This is a genomic window from Prevotella disiens (genome assembly GCF_900454955.1).
In the GTDB taxonomy this organism is placed as follows: Bacteria; Bacteroidota; Bacteroidia; order Bacteroidales; family Bacteroidaceae; genus Prevotella; species Prevotella disiens.
Window position 1 is genome coordinate 1,499,119 of record NZ_UGTL01000001.1, and the last position, 20,974, is coordinate 1,520,092.

20 protein-coding genes are annotated in these 20,974 nt (G+C 39.2%); 6 read left to right on the forward strand and 14 right to left on the reverse strand.

Annotated features, from left to right (window positions below; genetic code table 11):
• Window positions 1-3 precede the first annotated feature (3 nt).
• Both DYI03_RS06640 and DYI03_RS06645 read left to right on the forward strand, forming a co-directional pair.
• Window positions 4-969: a hypothetical protein gene (locus DYI03_RS06640; RefSeq protein WP_021669364.1), complete on the forward strand. Its 966-nt coding sequence runs from the start codon at window positions 4-6 to the stop codon at window positions 967-969.
• Window positions 966-2,072: a glycerate kinase family protein gene (locus DYI03_RS06645; protein ID WP_021669365.1), complete on the forward strand. Its 1,107-nt coding sequence runs from the start codon at window positions 966-968 to the stop codon at window positions 2,070-2,072. The genes DYI03_RS06640 and DYI03_RS06645 overlap by 4 nt, the downstream gene beginning before the upstream one ends.
• 4 nt (window positions 2,073-2,076) lie before the next feature.
• Here the strand turns inward: DYI03_RS06645 and DYI03_RS06650 are convergent, their stop codons facing one another.
• From DYI03_RS06650 to DYI03_RS06700, 11 genes are all read right to left on the reverse strand, one after another.
• A complete protein-coding gene (locus tag DYI03_RS06650) occupies window positions 2,077-2,664 on the reverse strand; it encodes a hypothetical protein (RefSeq protein ID WP_021669366.1) in 588 nt (195 codons plus the stop codon).
• A 522-nt stretch (window positions 2,665-3,186) separates the two neighbouring features.
• Complete coding sequence (locus tag DYI03_RS06655) at window positions 3,187-4,626, reverse strand: NADH-quinone oxidoreductase subunit N (protein ID WP_021669367.1); 1,440 nt, start codon at window positions 4,624-4,626, stop codon at window positions 3,187-3,189.
• Window positions 4,627-4,638: 12 nt separating this feature from the next.
• Window positions 4,639-6,150, reverse strand: a complete 1,512-nt coding sequence (locus tag DYI03_RS06660) for a complex I subunit 4 family protein (protein ID WP_021669368.1) — start codon at window positions 6,148-6,150, stop codon at window positions 4,639-4,641.
• Between the two features lie 4 nt (window positions 6,151-6,154).
• Complete coding sequence (locus DYI03_RS06665; protein WP_021669369.1) at window positions 6,155-8,179, reverse strand: NADH-quinone oxidoreductase subunit 5 family protein; 2,025 nt, start codon at window positions 8,177-8,179, stop codon at window positions 6,155-6,157.
• Between the two features lie 7 nt (window positions 8,180-8,186).
• Entirely contained in the window at window positions 8,187-8,495 is a 309-nt protein-coding gene (gene nuoK / locus DYI03_RS06670) for an NADH-quinone oxidoreductase subunit NuoK (protein ID WP_004358046.1), read from the reverse strand.
• Window positions 8,492-9,031, reverse strand: a complete 540-nt coding sequence (locus DYI03_RS06675; RefSeq protein ID WP_004357948.1) for an NADH-quinone oxidoreductase subunit J family protein — start codon at window positions 9,029-9,031, stop codon at window positions 8,492-8,494. Before DYI03_RS06675 ends, nuoK begins: the two co-directional genes overlap by 4 nt.
• 11 nt (window positions 9,032-9,042) lie before the next feature.
• Complete coding sequence (locus tag DYI03_RS06680) at window positions 9,043-9,576, reverse strand: NuoI/complex I 23 kDa subunit family protein (RefSeq protein ID WP_004357941.1); 534 nt, start codon at window positions 9,574-9,576, stop codon at window positions 9,043-9,045.
• A gap of 35 nt (window positions 9,577-9,611) precedes the next feature.
• The gene (nuoH, locus tag DYI03_RS06685; RefSeq protein ID WP_004357934.1) at window positions 9,612-10,706 is read right to left on the reverse strand and encodes an NADH-quinone oxidoreductase subunit NuoH; all 1,095 of its coding nucleotides are present in this window, start codon (window positions 10,704-10,706) and stop codon (window positions 9,612-9,614) included.
• A gap of 44 nt (window positions 10,707-10,750) precedes the next feature.
• Complete coding sequence (locus DYI03_RS06690) at window positions 10,751-12,325, reverse strand: NADH-quinone oxidoreductase subunit D-related protein (protein ID WP_021669370.1); 1,575 nt, start codon at window positions 12,323-12,325, stop codon at window positions 10,751-10,753.
• A 14-nt stretch (window positions 12,326-12,339) separates the two neighbouring features.
• Entirely contained in the window at window positions 12,340-13,206 is an 867-nt protein-coding gene (locus tag DYI03_RS06695) for an NADH-quinone oxidoreductase subunit B (RefSeq protein ID WP_021669371.1), read from the reverse strand.
• Window positions 13,197-13,547, reverse strand: coding sequence for an NADH-quinone oxidoreductase subunit A (locus DYI03_RS06700; RefSeq protein ID WP_004358054.1), 351 nt, complete (start codon window positions 13,545-13,547; stop codon window positions 13,197-13,199). Before DYI03_RS06700 ends, DYI03_RS06695 begins: the two co-directional genes overlap by 10 nt.
• 272 nt (window positions 13,548-13,819) lie before the next feature.
• On the opposite strand from DYI03_RS06700, the gene DYI03_RS06705 reads away from it, so the two are divergent.
• Window positions 13,820-14,554, forward strand: a complete 735-nt coding sequence (locus tag DYI03_RS06705) for an SDR family NAD(P)-dependent oxidoreductase (RefSeq protein ID WP_021669373.1) — start codon at window positions 13,820-13,822, stop codon at window positions 14,552-14,554.
• 34 nt (window positions 14,555-14,588) lie between these two features.
• Here DYI03_RS06705 and DYI03_RS06710 read toward each other — a convergent pair whose 3' ends face one another.
• Window positions 14,589-15,452, reverse strand: a complete 864-nt coding sequence (locus DYI03_RS06710) for a hypothetical protein (RefSeq protein ID WP_021669374.1) — start codon at window positions 15,450-15,452, stop codon at window positions 14,589-14,591.
• A gap of 721 nt (window positions 15,453-16,173) precedes the next feature.
• Here DYI03_RS06710 and kdsA point away from each other — a divergent pair.
• The 3 genes from kdsA to cls all read left to right on the forward strand — a co-directional run bounded on the left by kdsA (window position 16,174) and on the right by cls (window position 19,263).
• Window positions 16,174-16,932: a 3-deoxy-8-phosphooctulonate synthase gene (gene kdsA / locus DYI03_RS06715; RefSeq protein ID WP_021669375.1), complete on the forward strand. Its 759-nt coding sequence runs from the start codon at window positions 16,174-16,176 to the stop codon at window positions 16,930-16,932.
• Window positions 16,933-16,951: 19 nt separating this feature from the next.
• Window positions 16,952-17,902: a KpsF/GutQ family sugar-phosphate isomerase gene (locus DYI03_RS06720; protein ID WP_021669376.1), complete on the forward strand. Its 951-nt coding sequence runs from the start codon at window positions 16,952-16,954 to the stop codon at window positions 17,900-17,902.
• A gap of 104 nt (window positions 17,903-18,006) precedes the next feature.
• Window positions 18,007-19,263, forward strand: a complete 1,257-nt coding sequence (gene cls, locus DYI03_RS06725; RefSeq protein ID WP_004358019.1) for a cardiolipin synthase — start codon at window positions 18,007-18,009, stop codon at window positions 19,261-19,263.
• A 7-nt stretch (window positions 19,264-19,270) separates the two neighbouring features.
• On the opposite strand, the gene DYI03_RS06730 is transcribed toward cls, so the two are convergent.
• Both DYI03_RS06730 and DYI03_RS06735 read right to left on the reverse strand, forming a co-directional pair.
• A complete protein-coding gene (locus tag DYI03_RS06730; protein ID WP_004358053.1) occupies window positions 19,271-19,882 on the reverse strand; it encodes a helix-turn-helix transcriptional regulator in 612 nt (203 codons plus the stop codon).
• A 56-nt stretch (window positions 19,883-19,938) separates the two neighbouring features.
• On the reverse strand, window positions 19,939-20,895 hold the full coding sequence (locus DYI03_RS06735) for a helix-turn-helix transcriptional regulator (RefSeq protein WP_021669378.1): 957 nt from the start codon (window positions 20,893-20,895) through the stop codon (window positions 19,939-19,941).
• Window positions 20,896-20,974 lie beyond the last annotated feature (79 nt).

The following is a 20,974-nucleotide window of genomic DNA, read 5'->3' on the forward strand; positions in this document are numbered from 1 at the left end:
CGAATGAAAGACGAGAGTAAACTAATTAGGTTATTTTGCAATCTTCTGTTTTGCATATTCACTTTCTGTTTTGTATTTTTCTACCAAGCAGACACGCTGACCATAGCACAGCATATTGCGTCAAACGGACAAACCCACTATGTTTCGTGGTTGGGAGCAATCTTAATCACTCTAACTTTGCAATTACTACAATGGGCTGTAAACTCGTTATTTAAGTTAAAAAAACGAGGTTATGCACTCACTTTCTTCCCGTCAGTTTTATTTTTGACCGTCATAACTGATATTAATCCAGACACTTCCAATACGATTACGTTTGGAGCGTGGGCATGGATTGCTCCCCTACTCCTTGTTATTTGGGGCGCATCAATGGTTTACATCAAAAATTACGAACCATACGAACCAGCATTAAGGGGCGAAGGCTTAGGTTCGCAACTATTTTGGGTAAACAATCTCATTATGCTTTTGATGTTTTGCAGCATGGGACTTTACAGCAATTCCGATAGTCTTTTTCATAAAAAAGCGCATATCGAAGCATTGGTTCGCAACAAGGAGTATAGCGAAGCATTAAAAGTTATCCAAAAGTGTGGTTTATCGGACTCCACAACCACCATGCTCACCATTTATAGCTTGGCGCACAAGGGGCAACTTGCCAACAAATTATTCGAATATAACTTAGTAGGCGGTAAAGATGTCTTACGTCCTGGAAAGGTTCATTCATTGTTGATTCAAGATAGCATCATTCACAAGGCTACGAAGAAATCTGCCCAATACCAACTTGTAGGATTTTTATTAGATAAAAACTTAGAAAAATTTGCGCATTACGTTCGAATTTATTACCCCAACGATAGTTTACTGCCAAGATATTATAAAGAAGCCTATAACTTAAAAAAAATCATTGATAAGCGAAGAAAGCCTGTACCACCTTATAAAAAAGGTAGTTACACGAAGTATTACTATGAAAAACTATGAAAATAATCCTTGCTTTCGATTCATTTAAAGGTTCATTGACAGCTGAAGAAGCGGTCAATGCAGCGGCTAAAGGAATCATAAAAGTATGCCCACATGCTAAAATTATACGACTACCAATGGCTGACGGAGGCGAAGGTACGACCGAAGCAATTTGCAAAAGTCTAAAAACGAAGTGGACAACTTGCCCTGCTCACGACCCATTCATGCGCCCTATCATTTCAAAATATGCCATTACCACCGACGGAACAACCGCAATAATGGAAATGGCTGCGGCAGCTGGACTTACCTTATTGGACGAAACAGAACGCAATCCTATGAGAACGACCACATACGGAGTAGGAGAAATGATAGCAAATGCGATTGAACAAGGTTGCAAAAAAATATTGATTGGTATTGGAGGCAGTGCAACCAACGATTGTGGAATGGGCATGTTGGCAGCTTTGGGAGGAAAGATTGAAACAAAAAAAGAACGGTTGAGCTACCCCAAAGGGCAAGATTGCAAGGATATAACGACCATAGATTTATCAAATATTTCACTGCAAGGGATTGAAATCAATGCTATATGCGATGTAACCAATCCGCTATTTGGCAAAGAAGGTGCTGCTTATGTTTATGGAAAGCAGAAAGGTGCAAATGAAAAAGAAATCGAAATACTTGACAAGGGCTTACAGAATGTGGCAAATATCTGTGGCATTAACCCCAACTATCCAGGGAGTGGCGCAGCTGGCGGATTAGGATATGGGCTTGCGCTCATCGGAGCAACGCTCAAAAAAGGGGTTGATGCTATCATCGAAGCAGCGAAATTTGAAGAACATCTAAAAGGTGCAGATATGGTTATCACGGGTGAAGGCAAGGTAGACAACCAAACACTCAACAACAAATTGCCGTTTGGTGTTATGAAAGTCGCCCAAAAGCACCATATTCCAACGATTGCTTTAGCGGGAAAAGTTGCCAACATAGAGGAATTGCTCGCTGCTGGTTTCCATGCTATTCATTGCATCAATGAAGACGATATGCCTTTAACGGAATGTATGAACTCTACCATAGCAAAAAAGCATTTGACAGAAACCACTGGAAAACTTTGTATAACCCTGAAAAACTAAATTCTTACCACTCTATCACCGCATCATCTTGTGGAATTACGGGCAACGCATTCTCTGTATCAACGAAGAGAACGCTATAAACAAAGCGATGAGTTAGGGGAATATATTTCAATTCAAACTGAATAACGCCCCCCGCTACGCTAAAAGCGATAACGTAAGGTTCAATAGACAATTGCTGTTTCAAATCATCAGTACCCATTGGTGGATAATAATAATTATCGAAAACAGGACTTCCACACTTCGAACGATAGAAATTAGTCAGAATTTTGAAACTTAGCACAGGGTTATTTACATCGTTCAAATAAACCTTCAATGTATCAACTTTATGTGTAACGCTCTGCCCCACATCAACCGTACAAACTATATTTTCAAATCGTCCTTGCAAATAAACATGGTCGAGAAGCGGTGAAACATCTTTCACACTATCCACTTTTACAAACGATTTCGCAAGCAGTGAATCTGTAAAATCTTCCAAACGATTATTCATTGACACTCCACAAAAAGACAAATGTGGACGGACATAATCTTTTGTCTCCTGCGCTGCAACACATAAACAAACAAAACTTAGAATAATCACCAAAAAATGTTTCATATCAGTAATAACGTTCTTCCTTTACAAAATATTGCAATGGGGTCGCTACAATCTTCATCGCCACAGGACAAACTATTCAGAAAAAAATAAAAGCTATTGTTTTGAACTTGATTATAGCCTATTTTAAATCACAAAACAATAGGTTTGCGCAAATGAAACAATTGCCTTATACAACCATATCGCCACTCGCTATTACCAATTATCAAGAATAACTCTTCCTAAACAAAAGGTTTCGCAAGGATTCGAACGCAACTCTTATAGAAATGACAAGCCAAAACCCAATGATTTACAAGCGTCTCCCCACAGGGAAACTATCACAGAATATAAGGTAAAACGGCAGTACTTCCACAGGAGTACTCCAATACTTTCATAAGCGTACCCCAGTACTTTCATGAACGTACTCCCGTAATCCTGTAAAAGTACTATCATGAAACACCTTTAATCGGTTTGGAAGGTAGCCGTTAAATAGAAAAGCCCACCAGAATATATCTGATGGGCTTTTCTATTATAGGGTATTTTATTTTAAACTGCTGCTGCAATCCATTCGTAAACGTAGCTGCAAACTCCGAAAAGGACGATGCCTGTTGTGCAAACGGCTAATGCAAACTTTGTGTTGCAATCGCTCTTGAAAGTAGGCAATGGGTTATCGCAATGGTTAATATACATGGCTTTCACTATCTTGAGATAGTAGTAAAGTGAAATCACTGTATTTATCAAAGCAATAAAGAGTACGAAGTAAATCCAAGCACCCTCGGTTGTGGTAATATCTGCTCCCTTAACACCTGACATGAAGACAAAGAATTTAGAGAACATACCTGCAAATGGAGGAATACCACCAAGAGAGAACATGGCGAGTGTCATGAGGAAAGACAAACGTGGATTGGTCTTATAAAAGCCATCGTAGTCTGAAATGTTTGTCTTACCATTGTTGTTTTGTTCAACCACAGAAATAATGGTGAACACAGCCATGTTAGCAACCACATAAATGAGAACGTAATAGCTCAACGATGCAATAGAGGTGTTCCAGTCGTTGCCCAAAGCTGCCAACATGATGTAGCCTGCTTGTGAGATAGAACTAAACGCCATGAAACGCTTTAATTCGTTTTGACGAACGGCAAAAAGGTTAGCAATGGTGATTGATAAAGCAATGACAATCATCATTAACACATGCCAATATTGTATCATTCCACCAAATACATGGAAAAGAATGCTCAACAAAGTGAATGCTGCTGCACCTTTAGAGATAACGCTCAAGTAACTAGTAACAGTAGTTGGCGCACCTTGATAGGTATCGGCTGTCCAAAAGTGGAAAGGAACCAAAGAAATTTTGAAACCAAGACCACTAAAGAAGAATACCAAACCCATAATAGTGAGCGGAGTAGCTTGCATATTGGCAGCAATATCGTCGAAATACATTGTGCCGAAAGCTGCATAAATAAAGCTGATACCATAAAGCATTACACCACTTGAGAAAGTAGCAGTAATGATAAACTTAGCCGCAGCTTCAGCAGAATTGTTACGATACTTATCGAAAGCAATAGCGCAAGCCATAGGCACAGATGCCATTTCCAAGCCAAGGAAGAACATAAGGAAGTTGCCTGCACTCATCATCATATTCATACCCAATAGGGTTGAAACGATAAGCATATAAAACTCGCCTTCTTTTTCGCTCTTTGCTGCCCATACACGGCTTTGCAAGACAACGATGAAAGTACCCAAAGAAAGGATAGCCTTCATAACGTCTACTGCTGTTGAAGTAACATACATGCCACCGAAAGCCTGTTGTGGTTCCATTGGAAGCAAACAGATAACAGTGTTAACAAGCATCAGTACACAAGCCAGCGGATTGAACCACTTGCGCTCTTCAGTCTTTGCTGAAATAAAATCAGCAATGAATAGGATTATCAGAACGGCAACAAGACTTGCCTCTGGAATCATTTTAAAGAAATCACTATAATTCATTTCGCTACTTTATTAAAGGTTACCCAAATTTGGAACATACGCAATGATGTGGTCGAAGATAGGACCAACAGCATCTAAAATTATATTCTCGAAGAAGAGAGGTGCAAGACCAAGACCTGCAACACAGAAGATAAGTCCTGCAATTGCAAAACGCTCGTCCCAAGTTGCATCGTGTAACTCGTAGAATTTCTTGTTAGGTATGGTTTGGAACAAAATCTTACCAACCACACGGAGAATATAAACCGCTGTTACAACGATTGATGTACAAGCGATGAGTGTACAAACACGGTGGAAAGTACCAGCATTCTCGAACGAACCTACAAAGATGGTCATTTCGGCAACGAAGCCAGAGAAACCTGGTAAACCAAGGTTAGCCAAACCTGCTACAACGTATGACACAGCGAGAAAAGGAATCACCTTCATCAAACCACCAAGGTAACGAACATCACGAGTTCCTGCACGATGGTAAATCATACCGATACATGCAAAGAATAAGGCTGTCATCAAACCGTGTGAAAGCATCTGAAGGATAGCACCTGTAATGGCGGTTTGTGTTGTCATGACCAAAGCAAAAAGTACCATACCACAGTGAGACACTGAAGAGTAAGCGTTAATGTACTTCAAGTCGGTTTGAACACAAGCAGAAAGTGCACCGTAAACAACTGAAATAGTGGTAAGCACGAGGAATACTGGTGCCCACATTTCAAGAGCGTCAGGCATAATGAACATGGCAATGCGCAAGCAACCATAACCTCCCAACTTCATCAATACACCTGCGTGGAGCATTGAAACGGCGGTTGGGGCTGAAGCATGACCGTCAGGCGACCATGTATGGAATGGGAACAACGCACCAAGAATACCGAAACCGACAAACACGAATGGGAAGAAGATGTTTTGAACCTCCTTAGACATGGCGTGCATTTTTGCCAATTCGATAACGTCCATTGTAGAAGCACCACTGAAATAGTAGATGCCAAGGAAACCGAAAATCAACAAACCTGAACCTCCCATCAACATGAGGGTAAGTTTCATTGCTGAATATTCCTTAGCTCCTGTTCCCCATACACCAATGAGAAGGTACATAGGAATCAAAGCTACTTCGTAGAACATAAACATGGTGAACATATCGGTTGAAATAAAGAAACCGAACACACCAGAAGAGAGCAATACAAACCAAAGGAAATATTCTTTCTTCATTGGTTCAAGTTGCCAGCTGGCAAATGTACCCGTAAAGACGATGATTGCAGAAAGCAAAATCATAACTACAGAGATACCATCGACACCTACTGCAAAGGCAATGTTCAAAGGTTTGAACCACATCATAGAATTAGCCAACAGCATGGTGTCAGTATTTCCTGCTGCGCGCTGCTGAACAAAATAAATGGTGAGCCAAATAGCACCAGCCAACAAAGCTGTAGAACCTGCTACCATTACACCGCGTACTTGATTATCGTTCTTGGCTACCCAAAGACCAAAAAGCATTAGTACGGGGATTATTACAAATATCGTTAAAATCCAACTCATTTCTTTATATCAAGCAAAGTAAAACTAAAGTTAAAGCCACAGTTCCTGTAATGAACCATATTGCATAATGACGAACATCGCCACTCTGCCAAGGACGAATGCTCTCGCCTGCTTCTTGTGTTCCCCAAGCAAGGAAATTGAACGTGCCATCAATAACTTGACGGTCGAACCATGCAATAGGAATAGAGAAGAAACGGAACACAACCTTGTGGGTAAAGAACTGCCAAGCATTGTCAATATAGAATCTGTTGAGAGCAGCCTTATGCAATCCAGGCATACGCTTAGCAAGCAAATCAGCGGCAGGATTGTTCTTAGGCATATACATCCAAGTTGCAAGACTAATACCAATAGCAGCTGCTAAAAGGCTAAACCAAGCTACACTTGAGAAGTGGAAATGTTGCAAATGAATATCAGCACTCTGACCTGTTGCTGAAACGAAATGTCCAAATGGAATCCAACCTGCAAAGATTGAGATAATAGCAAGGAATACTAATGGACCCCACATTACAAAAGGAACTTCCTTTGGTTTACGACGGTTCTCTGGGTCTTCTTCATAATAAGATTTGCCCCAGAAGATAACGTAATACAAACGGAACATATAGAAAGCTGTCATACCTGAAACCAAAGTCATGAACCAACCTAAAGCTGGAGAGAATTGGAAACAAGCACTTACAATTTCGTCCTTAGAGAAGAAACCTGCAAATGGCCAAACGCCACTTATGGCAATACAACCAATTAAGAAGCAAGCATTTGTGATTGGCATATACTTGTGCAAGCCGCCCATGTATTCCTTAAAGTTGCTACCAATGATAACAATAATAGCACCTGAACAAAGGAACAACAACGCTTTGAACATAGCGTGTGTAAAGAGGTGAAACATAGAAGCCATATAGCCAAGACCACCTTCTTCATTCTCAATAGCATAGCAAACACCGAGTGCTACGAGCATATAAGCAATCTGAGAAATTGTTGAGAAAGCCAAACCACGCTTAATATCACGTTGGCAACAAGCTACAGCAGCAGCATAGAAAGCTGTAAACGCTGCAATGTAAGCAATCCAATGGAGTTGTTCAATAGCACCGAACTTAATATAGATTGGGAACATACTTGCCACTTGGAATACACCAGCAACAACCATGGTAGCAGCGTGAATCAACGCAGAAACAGGTGTTGGCCCCTCCATAGCATCTGGCAACCAAATGTGAAGTGGGAACATTGCTGACTTACCAGCACCACCAATAAACATTAAGAACAATGCGGTTGGGATAGCCCAAGCAGTAGCTGGATTAGAAGCAACACCAGCCAATTTATCAGCTAATGATGCATCGGCAGATAAATCAAAGTTGAATGTTCCAACATAGAAGCTGAAGAACAAAATACCAATGAGGAAGAACAAGTCGGCAAAGCGTGTAACAATAAACGCCTTCTTACTTGCGTGAACTGCAGTATGCTTTGGATAATAGAATCCAATGAGCAAATAAGAACAAACACCCACCAACTCCCAAAAGAGATACATTTGGAAAACGTTTGTTGCAACAACAAGACCTAACATAGACATGGTAAACAAAGAAAGATAAGCATAGAAGCGTTGGAAACCATGTTCGTATTCTTCAAACTTATAATCCTTATCACGTTCAGCCATGTAACCGAACGAATAGATATGAACCATGAAACTTACAGTGGTAATAACAACAAGCATCATTACACTGATTGGGCTCAATCTGAAACCAATATTAAAAGTCAAAAACTCTGAGAACTTCAACCAAGTAATGTTGAAGACTGTTACTGTTGGGTAAACACCGCTTGACAATCTACCGTCTACAACGTTGAATGTCTGCCCCATGGCAGTATATTCGCCAGTGTAAAAGAAATAATGATAAGCAGTGTAAAGGCTTAATGCAAAGAGCACGCCCAACATACATGTACCGATGATACCTGCTACAGGTTTCGGCATCTTCATACCAGCCAATCCTAAAACGAGTGCGCTCAGGAATGGTAGAAGAAGTATTAAAAATGCGTAATCAAACATAGCTTTTTTATAATTTCATATTTTCAATACTGTTCACCTGGTCGCTGTGGAGATGTCGGTAAACATTTATAATAATAGCCAAAGCAACTGCTGATTCAGCTGCGCTCACACCGATAGAAAAGATGGTGAAGAACATGCCTTCGTAACCTTCTGGGTAGAGCAAACGATTGAATGCAGCAAAGTTAAGGTCTACGCTATTAAGAACTAACTCTACGGAGATAAGCATTGCAACAAGATTGCGACGAGTTACAAAGCCAAAGACTCCAATAAAAAATAACAATCCACTAAGGACGAAAAAATATTCTACTGGTATCATTTTTCTACCTCCTCTTTATTACGATTATTCAAAATAACCAAACCACCAATGATACAAGCCAACAAGAATACAGAGATAAACTCGAATGGTAAAACATAACCATACTTATCTGCACTCATTAAATTCTTACCAATTACTTGCATTGGAACTTCGGTACTTGTAGCGTTTATTGAAACTAACTCTGCAAAAACCTTATTCTTCACAAACACACCCAATACGGTTCCAGCACCAATTAAGGCGATAATACCAGCCAAAAGGGTACGCTTGCCAAGCCATCTTTCAGAAAGACCTTGCAAAGTTCTTTTACTAACCAATTGAATAGCGAAAATATACATGACCGTGATACCACCAGCATAAATACTAATTTGGGCAGCTCCAAGGAATGTATAATCAAGCAAGAAATAAAGTCCTGCTACGCCAAAAAGTACAAACAACAAGGCTGTTGCTGCACGCATAATACGTTTTGTTGATACGCAGAATACTGCTGAACCGAGTATCACTACTGCCAAAATCGCAAATATTATTAATTTTGCCATATTATATCTCCTTATTTGGTTTTAGTGTTAAACTTTCCAACTTCCCAATCTGCTCCACCATCAATAATATTTGGCAAAGAACCACCTTGATAAACCTCTTCATTAAGATGTAGTACAAGTTTTGAACGGTCGAAAACAGCATTTTCAAAATCGTTGGTAAACTTAATTGCATCAAAGTTACAAGCGTTTACACAAAGTTGGCAGAACATACAATCACCCATATCATATTGATAATCCAAAAGCACGCGCTTCTTCTTACCAGTTTCTGGGTTTTCACGCATTTCGCTTTTAATACGAATAGTGCCATTAGGGCAAGCTTTTTCGCACATCAAGCAAGCAACGCATTTATAATTTTCGCTTTCATCACGTTTAAATACCAAGCGCCCACGATGACGCTCAGCAACGTGCAGCGTTGTTTTACGGTTTTCAGGATACTGCTCTGTAGACTTTGGTGTGAAGTATTCCTTCATGGTTGTTTTCAAACCAGTAGCCAATGTCTTAAAAGCATTTCCTATTTCACCGAAATATGATTCTTTATTTTCCATTAGAATTATAATTTCTTAAATCCTATATTTCCTAATTATGCAGCAGTAAATGTCCAACCGAACGCTACACAAACTGTCATAAGTACCAAAATGATAAGACTCAATGGCATCAAATATTTCCATTCGAGTTTCAAGATTTGGTCTACACGGAGACGTGGGAATGTCCAACGAATCCACATGAGAAGGAATACTACTACAAAGGCCTTACCAAGGAACCAAACGATGCCTGGAATCATATCCATCAAAGCGTCGAATCCTTCAATACCTATATTAATAGGTGCCCAACCACCAAGGAAGATAGCTGTTGCAAGACCAGAGATAACAAAGAGATTAAGGTATTCAGCCAAATAATAGAAACCGAAACCCATACCACTATATTCAGTGTGATAACCTGCTGTCAATTCGCTTTCAGCCTCAGCCAAGTCGAAAGGACCACGGTTAGCTTCAGCATTACCAGCAATACAGAATACCAAGAATGCAAGAATTGCAGGAATATGACCTTGGAAAATTAACCATTGCCAAGGACCTGTTTGTGCTTCTACAATTCCTGAAATCTGCATTGTACCTGTAAGGATAACTGCTGAAATCAAACAAATTCCCAATGAGAGTTCATAAGAAATCATTTGCACGGCAGCACGCATCGCAGAAAGCACAGAGTACTTATTGTTACTTGCCCAACCAGCAATAAAGATTCCAAGAACACCAATAGAACTAATAGCGGTTACAAGGAAAATACCTACATTAAAATCCAATACGGCAGCACCCTTGTTCCATGGAAGGAACGAGAAAGTACCGATTGAGGCAGCGATAACAAGGAAAGGTGCAAGATAGTAAAGCAATTTATCGGCTTTATCTACTGTGAAAATTTCCTTTATCAACATCTTTAAAACGTCGGCAAATACTTGTAACGTACCCCACCAACCCACACGAACAGGGCCGATACGGCATTGGAAATAAGCACAAACCTTACGTTCCATAAAAATGAGTATGATAGCAAGAACGGCATAGCCAACAATAATAGCCAAGCCAACTATCACACACTCGATAAGAATGGTTGCGAAATCACCAAGTCCCAAGGTTACCCTTAGAAGCTCGTCGAACCATCTTGTTACAATACTAAAATCGAACATGTATTTGATAAATTTCTTAATTCATTACTAAAATCATAACTCACTTAACGGTCGATGTCTGGAATTACAAAGTCGAGTGCAGCACCTGTTGTTACCAAGTCGGCAATCTTTTGACCTTTCAACATCTTATCCATAGCACCTACCAAAGTCAATCCCATAGGACGGAACTTCAAGCGATAAGGACTCTTATCCCCACGTGAATCGAGATAAGCACCAAATTCACCGCTTGCGCCTTCAACAGAGAAATACCATTGTCCTTCTGGAACTTTGATGATTGGCTTTTGTTTGATATAGAAATCGCCTTCAGGAATATTATCAATCAATTGCTCGATAATGTCAAGACTTTGATACATTTCCTTAATATGGCAATAATATCTATCCATTGAATCGCCGTTGCTCATCACAACTTCTTCAAAGTTCACCTTATTATATACAGCGTATGGGTGATATTTACGAACATCGTTTCTCCAACCACTTGCACGACCAGCAGGACCTGTTACAGCATAGCTGATACAATCCTCTTGATTCATCGTACCGATGTTTTCAAAACGTTGGTGAGTGATAATATTATCGCCAAAGACGTCAAGATATTCTTGTATCATTGGACGAAGATATTTACACAATGCCTTTGTATTTGCAACAAAGTTAGGGTCAATATCGTCTTGTAAACCACCTATTCTATAATAGTTTTGAATCAAACGACCACCTGTTGTTTCTTCCATTACGTTCAAAACGTGTTCGCGGTCGCGCATACCATAAAGCATACCCGTAAGCGCACCCAAGTCTTGCGCACAACATGAAGTATAAAGCAAGTGATTATCAATACGTTGCAATTCGTCCATTATGGTACGAATGTATTGAATGCGGTCGGTCAATTCTATGCCCATTGCCTCTTCAATAACGCCTACCAACGCGTGGCGGTGCATCATCGCAGACAAATAGTTCATACGGTCGGTAAGTGCCAACGTTTGTGGATAGGTGTAAGATTCACACATCTTTTCTATTCCACGATGAATATAGCCTAAGTGTGGGTAAATACGTTTTACTTTTTCACCGTCCAAGATGGTTTGCAAGCGCAATACACCGTGAGTAGAAGGGTGTTGAGGGCCAATGTTTACCACAAACTCGTCATCTGTAAAGAGTTTATGAGTGGTTGAAACCAACTTACCATCAGAATCTAAATTCCATTCTGTGGTTGTATCCACCTCAATGTCGTCCTCTGTTGTGTACATATTCTTCGCTGGATCCATGTCGTAATCCTTGCGAAGTGGATAGCCCACAAAGTCGTTTCTTAAATAAAGACGACGCATATCAGGGTGTCCGAGGAATTTAATTCCGTAGAAATCGTAAACCTCACGCTCTAACAAATCAGCATCAGCCCAAAGTTTGAATACAGAAGGGATAACATATTCATCGCCCACTTGCTTTGCCATTTGTTTCACTGAACAACGGGCGTGCGTTTCTGTATTTTCGAGTATGTAAATACAACCAAGACCTTCTTCTTTGCCAAAATCCTCGCCAACAATTGTAACAAGGTAGTCGAAATGCTGTCCTTTTCTAAGCTTTGCCATTTCGTTGGCAAAATGCTCAAAACCAAATTCTTTGTTTTCTAATTTCATTTTTCCGTACCTTATTATTTATTATTAGCTGCATTTTCTGTAGATTGTTGCGTTTGCTCATTGAGTTTGTCCAACTCTTTGCCCAACTTCTCTACTTCTTCTTTTGTTACAGGCTTGTCTACAACTATTGTTTCTTTCTTCGGAGCTGCTGCTGGTTTAGCTGCCGCAACTGGTCTAACTGGCTTTGGAGCTGGCTTCTTGCTTTCTGCCCATGCTGCTTCACGCTTTTCTTTGATTTCTTCAGCAGCAATACCGAGTTTCTCTTCAAAGATAAGTGCCGAGTTACTCTTTCCAAATTCGCTTTCTGCTTCCGTTTGCTTATGGTTAGCTCCACCAAAGAATTTTTCAATTTTCACTTTGCGTTGCAATTGCATCATACCATATATGATAGCTTCTGGACGTGGAGGACACCCTGGAATGTAAACATCAACAGGAATAATTTCGTCGATACCACGCATGACATGGTAGCTATCCTTAAATGGACCTCCCGAAATAGCACAACCGCCAACGGCAATGACATATTTAGGTTCTGCCATTTGGTCGTACAAACGTTTCAAAGCTGGTGCCATTTTGTTGGTAATCGTACCAGCACACATAATCAAGTCAGCCTGACGTGGCGAGTTACGCGTTACCTCAAAACCGAAACGTGAGAAATCGTAACGTGCGCAACCTACTGCCATAAACTCAATACCACAACATGATGTAGCAAAGGTCAATGACCAAAGCGAGTTACTACGTCCCCAATTTATCAATTGGTCAAGATTACCCAAAACGAGGTTTGTACCGCCATCGTTAAGGTCGTTTGCCATTTGCTCGAGTGTATCATTATCTTTCCACTCATTATAAGGCATAGCCTTGATTTTTGGTTTTCTTATTTCCATTCAAGTGCTCCTTTCCGCCAAGCGTATGCCAAGCCAAAAACTAACACCAACATAAAGAATCCAATTGTTGCCAACGCCAATGTACCGTAGGTGTTTACCACTACCGCCCAAGGGTAGAGGAACACGGTTTCAACGTCGAACATCAAGAAAAGGATAGCAAACAAGTAGTAACCAACGTGCATTGGTAACCAAGAGGTTCCGTAAGTTGGGATACCACACTCGTATGGCTCGCCTTTTGTCGGATTGTAAGAACGGGGGCCTAATAATTTAGCAGTAACGTATGCCGCTACAACCAAAAAGGCTGCCGTTATAAAGACGGTGATAAAAAGTGTAAAATACATAAAATTTTTATATAGCTATAATAATATTATTTCTCAAAGTACTGCTTGTTTTAAAACGCTTGCAAAGATACAAAATAAAATATTAAAGTTGCAAGGAAAATTCAAAAAATGTCGCTTTTTGCAAACTCAAGGTTACAAAAACGGAATGATAATCGGTTTTCAACGATTGCCTTTTTACTTATATTTTGAGAATTTTGTGAAATAATTATGGTTTCTACAAAGTTTAACAACCAACTTCATCGTGTTTCTAATAATTTTCTTACTTTTATATCATGAAAGAAAAAACATCGAAACGCTGTATTATAATAGGTGCATCGTCAGGAATTGGCTATGAAGTAGCAAAGTTATTGTTGCAAGACGGGTGGTACATTGGAGTGGCTGCACGCCGAATGGAACGCTTAGAATCATTGCGTTCTATGGCACCTGAAAGGGTTTTTGCAAGAAAAATTGATGTTTGCAGCGACACGGCAACAGCCGATTTCAATGCGTTAATCACCGCTTTAGGAGGCGTAGACCTATTGTTTTACGCAGCTGGAATAGGTTGGCAAAATAAAAATCTTGAGGAGGAAAAGGAATTGCGCACAATGGAAACAAACGCTTTGGCTTTTACAAAGATGATAGGTACTGCTTTCCGATACTTTGAAAAGAAGGGCGGAGGACACATTGCGCATATTTCTTCCATAGCAGGAACGAAGGGATTAGCCCCAGCCCCAGCCTATTCTGCCTCAAAAGCATTGCAAAATACTTATATTCAAGCGTTAGAACAATTGGCTAATTCACGCAAGTTGAATATTCATTTTACTGATATTCGCCCAGGATTTGTGGACACAGAGTTGTTGAGCGGAACACATTTTCCGTTGCTGATGAATCCGAAAGAGGTAGCAAAAAAGATTATCAAAGCTATCTATTCCCAAAAGCACATCATTGTTATCGATTGGAAATGGCGCATTATCACAGCAGCATGGCGAATGATTCCGAATGTATTATGGCGTAGAATAAAATTATGAACTTCGTTAGAATCTTTTATGGTGCAGAATAAAACTAAAAACTGCGATGATAATCCAACATTCGCATGATAGGCGACTTCTCAACATGCTCAACTTCATAACCATACTTATGGGCTGACGCTATGAAATAATCTTTAAAGTGGAAGGCAATGCTGCCAACAGCACTCACTTTCTTTATACCAAATTCATTATAATGCGTGATATTTTTTTCAAAGAACAAATCAAAATTCTCACGCACCAATGCTTGTAATTCTGGCGTTTCTATATGACGGAAAATAAATTTAGAGGTAGAAGCCAAGAATCTATTAGCCAATGGCTTTCTATAAACTTTTTCTATGATGTCCTTATAGCTTATTTTCTCTTCTTCTAAATATTGTTTCTGAATTTCAATAGGCAAACTTTCTTTAAAGATTCCATTCATAAAAAGTTTCCCTAACGCTGCCCCACTCCCTTCATCGCCAAGTATATAGCCCAATGGTGGAACATTTTTCACGATATTTTTGCCGTCATAATAACAACTATTTGAACCTGTTCCCAAGATACAAGCAATGCCTTTCTCCTTACCACACAAGGCGCGTGCAGCTGCCAAGAGGTCGCCATTGACCGATACTTCAGCACTATTAAAAATAAACGACAGGCAATTTTTTATTTTCGGTTGCACACTTTCCACGCAACCAGCACCATAGAAATGTACTTGCGCTATGGTTTCAGCACCTTCAAACAAACAGTTTTCTTCCAATTTAGGCAGCAATTCGCTTACCAAAATTGAATTGATTTCCTCATCGGTCTGATGAAAAGGATTAATTCCTTGTGTTGTTATAACAGCTTTTGTGTCAGACTTTAAATCTGCTATCACCCAATCTGTCTTTGTACTTCCACTATCGGCTATCAGTATCATATTGTGCTTTTTGTTTGCAAAAATACAAAAATTATTGTGAACCCTTGCGTTTACCCTCTCGTTAAATTATTTCTGACCAACGAAATAGCGCATCGGAAGAAAAGGAAAGATTATTCTTTAAAACGTATATTTAATGTTAAAACAAGTATAAATTGCACATTAAAAAGAACAAAGGCTGCTATTATAAAATTAAATATAGGCTGTTTTTGTATTCAAAACGACCTATTTTGAAGTGTAAAACAATAGGTCTTTTTTAAGGTGTTAATATTATAACTATAATTATCTGAATACCAATAAATTAAAACACAATAGTTTTTATTATAAAAAGAGAAATCACGAAACAACCAAAATTGAATATTTATAAAGCAAAACTATAACCAAACATTTGAAAGAAATAGACTAAATTTAAGTGGAATTCATAATAGCCTCCACTTTGTTATGTTACTTTGACGGCAAGTTTGAAGCGTACAAACAATTTACAAACTTTATTATTTCCGATAGAAAGGTAGTAAGGTGCTGATGAATAGTAGCGTCACCTATGATGAATATCACAAGATGTTAGAGAGGTTATGACACGTTGTGATTACAAAAAGAAATAGATTTTGTTTGTAATTTCACCTTATTATATTTACCTTTGCACCCTAATATAGTTACACTCGGAAGCCTTTCCTCCCAAAATAAGGCTAAATTCAGAAGAAATTCTATTTTTGAAATACAAAAAATGAACAATAAAAACGTCTACATAGCAGGTCCATGCGTCATTGAGAGTCAAGAATTGCTCAACACAGTAGCCGAAGAATTGGTTAGACTGAACGAGAAATATGGCATTGACATCATTTTTAAAGCCAGTTTCGACAAGGCTAATCGCACAAGTTTAAAGTCTTTTCGTGGTCCAGGCATGGAAAAAGGACTTGAAATGTTGCAAAATATCAAAGAAAACTATCACTTGCGCTTACTCACTGATATTCATGAGAGTGGGCAAGCAGAAGAGGTTAGCAAGGTTGTAGACGTTATTCAAATCCCAGCATTCCTTTGTCGCCAAACCGATTTATTGGTAGCAGCGGCAAAAACGGGCAAAATTGTGAACATAAAGAAAGCCCAATTCCTTAGCGGACGTGATATGCGCTACCCCGTAGAGAAGTGTTTGGAAAGTGGGGCAAAGGAAGTTTGGCTTACGGAACGTGGCAATAGCTTTGGTTATAACAATTTGGTGGTAGACTTTAGAAATATCCCTGATATGCAAGAGTTTAGCCAAACGGTCATTATGGACTGCACGCACAGCGTTCAACGTCCAAGCGCAGGCGAGGGTAAGACGGTGGGCGACCGCAAGTTTGTGCCTTCAATGGCATTGGCAGCAAAGGCTTTTGGTGCAAATGGCTATTTCTTAGAAGTACACCCTAACCCAGATATGGGACTGAGCGATGCTGCCAATATGTTGGAATTAGACAAATTAGATAATCTAATAGGACAATTAGAATAAAAATACCTGAAAGAAAATCATGAAAAGTATAAGAGAGTACGCCATACAATGTATTCAAGATGAAGCCAATGCAACGTTGGCTTTAATCGACCAGTTAGATGAAAACTTCGACAAAGCTGTCGAATTAATGTATCATTGCAAAGGAAAAGTTATTGTTACAGGCGTTGGCAAGAGTGGAAATATTGGTGCTAAAATTGCTGCAACCCTTTCATCTACAGGCACTCCAGCCTTTTTTGCCAACCCGTTAGATGTGTTTCATGGCGATTTAGGTGCTATGACAAAAGACGATGTGGTATTGGCACTCTCTAATTCAGGGCAAACAGACGAACTTTTGCGCTTTATTCCAATGGTTCTTCACATGAATATTCCAATTATAGGCATGAGCGCACACCCAGAATCGCTATTGGCAAAATATGCAACAGCACACATAAAAGTGTGGGTAGAGAAGGAAGCGTGTCCGCTCAACTTAGCTCCAACCAGCTCAACAACAGCTGCTTTGGTCATGGGAGACGCTTTGGCAGTGGCATTAATGGAGAAAAGAAAGTTCAGACCTACTGATTTTGCTCAATTCCACCCAGGTGGCGAACTCGGAAAGCGATTGCTTACTACTGCACAAGACGTTATGCGGTCGGAGGATATGCCTATTATTCCAAAAGATATGCACTTGGGCGAAGCGATTATTCATGTAAGTAATGGAAAATTAGGATTGGGTGTTTCAATAGAAAACGATAAGGTTATCGGACTGATTACCGATGGAGATATTCGTAGAGCCATGGAAAAATGGCAAGCAAAATTCTTCGACCACACGGTGGAAGATATTATGACACGACAACCAAAGAAGGTTTTACCAAACACAAAGATAGCTGAAATTCAGCGTATTATGCAACAAAACAAAATACATACCGTATTGGTTTGCAACGAAAACGGCAAGTTATTGGGTGTTGTAGACCATTATAGTTGCATGATTTAAAATACTTAAAAGCGCAAAAACAGCATTTAGAAGATTCATAAGTGAGGAAGATTAAACAAAACTGGGTGATACTAACGTTTTTATTCATAGGGTTTGCAATACCAATGCAAGCCATAAAGCCAAGCGTGGCTAAAGAAAATAAAGATGAGTTATCAACAAGTTCCGACTCGTTGATAATGAAACAATTAAAAGCAAAGGGGATTACATTTAGCAACGATAATAGTATTACGCTACTAACCTCTGGACAAGAAAAATTTGACGACTTGTTTCTTGCCATTGAAAAGGCGAAAGAAAGTATTCACATGGAATACTTTAACTTTAGAAACGACTCCATAAACGATGAACTCATAAAGCGTTTGGCAAAGAAAGCAGCCGAAGGAGTTGAAGTTAGAGCTATCTTTGACGGTTTCGGGAATGCAAGTAACAATCGCCCAATGCGCAAAAAACACTTGAAAGCAATTCGCAATCAAGGCATAGAAATCTACGAATTTAAGCCCGTTGAATTTCCTTGGATACACGATGTATTCAATCGCGACCACAGAAAGATTGTCATTATCGATGGGAAAATAGCCTATACGGGGGGCATGAATGTTGCCGATTATTACATAAAAGGCACGCCAGTAGTGGGCGAATGGCACGATTTGCATTGCAGAATAGAGGGTACTGAGGTAAATACCTTACAAAAAGTATTCTTGAAAATGTGGAAAAGAGTATCGGGAAAAGATGTTCATGGCGCAAAATATTATCGTGGCTACACGACTCCTGACTACTTAAAAGGCTTGAAAACAGACACAACAAGCACAGCAGGTAGTAAGGTTGTTGGCATAATTAATCGTGAACCGCTCATTTCAAACGAAATTATTCGTGAATTTTACATCAATGCTATCAACGACGCAAAGGATAGTATCAAACTGATAAACCCCTATTTTACATTGAGCAAAAGGCTGAAAAAGGCTTTAAAAGATGCCGTTCATAGGGGTGTGAAAGTAGAAATAATGCTGAGTGTTAAGAGCGATATTCCGCTAACACCCGATTGCGGGTTTTACAATGCCCACAAATTAATGAAAGAAGGTTGTACTATTTGGTTATTTGAGCCAGGCTTTCATCATACAAAAATTATTCTTGTAGACGGAAAATTCTGCACAGTGGGGTCAGCAAATCTTAACGCACGCAGTTTAAGATGGGACAGAGAACTGAACGCAGTCATCATTGACAAAGAAACAACCAAGGAATTGGATACTTTGTTTGAGAACCAAAAGCAACATAGTTTTAAACTTACCGAAGAAAAATGGAACCAATGGCGTACACCATGGGATAAATTTAAAGGTTGGATAGGACACCTTATTTCGCCTTTCCTTTAATGTTTGGCTAAATTTTGTTGATGTCTACATACCCATGCATCACTGCATAAATGGTTAAAGCAGACACACTCTTCATGCCAAGTTTGTCCATAATATTCTTGCGATGCGTGATTACCGTTGTTAAACTAATGCAAAGTTTAGAGGCAATCTCCTTATTAATGTAACCTTGAACCACCAATGAGAGTACTTCTATCTCTCTATTGCTCAAGATTTTGTTCTTTAAAACTTGGGGCATCTCTGGTAAATTCTTTCCACCAGCATGTCCGTGTTGCTCAATCATAAGCAAACTTCGCACCAGTTCTTCCTCGCTACCATTAATACAAATAGTATGGAATCCTGAAAGTTGCGCATTGGGGTCGTTAGATACCGATAAAACTATCGCTTTTTGGCGGCATGCAGTGAAAAAAGAAAGGTTTTCTAAAACAATGGTTTGCGCTGCAAAATAATGAAAGAACGAGTCTGGATTGGCATCAGTGAACTCATCGAAAGTTGAAAAAGTATCAACATCGATGATAGGCATAATGTTTTGAAGTATATTTTTTAAACCAAGAACAGCTAAAGTATTGGGGTCTACTACCGCAATACGAGGTCGTCCGTTCATCATTTTGGGAAAATCCATAAAAATGTTTTCTATTTAATGTTTGAAAAGATGGTCTGCTTTACAAGAAAAGCAGCTTATAAAATTACCGTACTAATATCCACTAAGTTATTGACGATAGCGTATATCGTTAAGCCTGCTGGTGAATGAATTTGCAATTTGCGTGCTATGTTACGACGGTGGGTAATAACTGTATTGGTAGAAATACAAAGATGATTGGCTATTTCCTTATTGGTCATGCCTTGAACCACACTGATAATAACATCTTTTTCACGGTCACTAAGCGTATCACCTGTATCACTCTTTCGATTTAGCATACTAGAAATCTTCACCGTTACATCATTTTGTTTGGTTTTTGCCTCTAAATGACGAATAGCAGGAATAAAGATTTCGTCCTCAACATTGGCATGTTGGTCTAACCAATCTTCACAATTATAAATATCATAAAGGGCTGCCGTTAATTGACTATTGTGGTGAGCGTCAGAAGGGAGGTATTTTATGATAATATTCTTCAATTCTCTCAACTTAACATCGGTTTGTTTATGATGTTTTGAGAACGTTTCTATATCGTAATTGTCATTATTTTGACCTGAAAGAAGGGTATCAACGTATGGGAAAACATTCTTTTCCTCGTATTTCATGTGATTGCGAATATCGTGAGCATATTCATCATAGAGTTTCAAAATAAGCCTTGCAAGATTGTCGCTTTCGTCCAATGCATCAACAAGTTTCTTACGAATGAAAGGTAACTGGAAATCTAAATAATAAGTATGGCTTGCCTTTAAATATTGAACTAAGGTTGAAATAGAGAGTCGGTCAGCATTGTCAAACTCTTTATATCCATTCATTGTAAAATTTACGACGGTCAAAAAAGTGTAAGTATCAACATCTTGACTTTCACATACCTCACGTACGGTCTTGTCGCCAAAGCCCAAATTAATTCCAAAACTTCCAAAAGCTTGTAATAGGTTGTAATTATCGCTGATAAGATTAATCATCTTGTCATCAGCTTCGTACATTTTATGATTTTTCATTTAGTTCGCATTTTATGAATGTTCTTACAAAATAAAGCATTTTTTCACAATTGTACAATCACTAAAAGTAGGTATTGTA

Bases quoted from the DNA above. Each gene is read 5' to 3' on its own strand.
- DYI03_RS06640 (WP_021669364.1), top strand. From the start codon at position 4: ATGAAAGACGAGAGTAAACTAATTAGGTTATTTTGCAATCTTCTGTTT.
- DYI03_RS06645 (WP_021669365.1), top strand. From the start codon at position 966: ATGAAAATAATCCTTGCTTTCGATTCATTTAAAGGTTCATTGACAGCT.
- DYI03_RS06650 (WP_021669366.1), bottom strand. From the start codon at position 2,664: ATGAAACATTTTTTGGTGATTATTCTAAGTTTTGTTTGTTTATGTGTT.
- DYI03_RS06655 (WP_021669367.1), bottom strand. From the start codon at position 4,626: ATGAATTATAGTGATTTCTTTAAAATGATTCCAGAGGCAAGTCTTGTT.
- DYI03_RS06660 (WP_021669368.1), bottom strand. From the start codon at position 6,150: ATGAGTTGGATTTTAACGATATTTGTAATAATCCCCGTACTAATGCTT.
- DYI03_RS06665 (WP_021669369.1), bottom strand. From the start codon at position 8,179: ATGTTTGATTACGCATTTTTAATACTTCTTCTACCATTCCTGAGCGCA.
- nuoK (WP_004358046.1), bottom strand. From the start codon at position 8,495: ATGATACCAGTAGAATATTTTTTCGTCCTTAGTGGATTGTTATTTTTT.
- DYI03_RS06675 (WP_004357948.1), bottom strand. From the start codon at position 9,031: ATGGCAAAATTAATAATATTTGCGATTTTGGCAGTAGTGATACTCGGT.
- DYI03_RS06680 (WP_004357941.1), bottom strand. From the start codon at position 9,576: ATGGAAAATAAAGAATCATATTTCGGTGAAATAGGAAATGCTTTTAAG.
- nuoH (WP_004357934.1), bottom strand. From the start codon at position 10,706: ATGTTCGATTTTAGTATTGTAACAAGATGGTTCGACGAGCTTCTAAGG.
- DYI03_RS06690 (WP_021669370.1), bottom strand. From the start codon at position 12,325: ATGAAATTAGAAAACAAAGAATTTGGTTTTGAGCATTTTGCCAACGAA.
- DYI03_RS06695 (WP_021669371.1), bottom strand. From the start codon at position 13,206: ATGGAAATAAGAAAACCAAAAATCAAGGCTATGCCTTATAATGAGTGG.
- DYI03_RS06700 (WP_004358054.1), bottom strand. From the start codon at position 13,547: ATGTATTTTACACTTTTTATCACCGTCTTTATAACGGCAGCCTTTTTG.
- DYI03_RS06705 (WP_021669373.1), top strand. From the start codon at position 13,820: ATGAAAGAAAAAACATCGAAACGCTGTATTATAATAGGTGCATCGTCA.
- DYI03_RS06710 (WP_021669374.1), bottom strand. From the start codon at position 15,452: ATGATACTGATAGCCGATAGTGGAAGTACAAAGACAGATTGGGTGATA.
- kdsA (WP_021669375.1), top strand. From the start codon at position 16,174: ATGAACAATAAAAACGTCTACATAGCAGGTCCATGCGTCATTGAGAGT.
- DYI03_RS06720 (WP_021669376.1), top strand. From the start codon at position 16,952: ATGAAAAGTATAAGAGAGTACGCCATACAATGTATTCAAGATGAAGCC.
- cls (WP_004358019.1), top strand. From the start codon at position 18,007: ATGCAAGCCATAAAGCCAAGCGTGGCTAAAGAAAATAAAGATGAGTTA.
- DYI03_RS06730 (WP_004358053.1), bottom strand. From the start codon at position 19,882: ATGGATTTTCCCAAAATGATGAACGGACGACCTCGTATTGCGGTAGTA.
- DYI03_RS06735 (WP_021669378.1), bottom strand. From the start codon at position 20,895: ATGAAAAATCATAAAATGTACGAAGCTGATGACAAGATGATTAATCTT.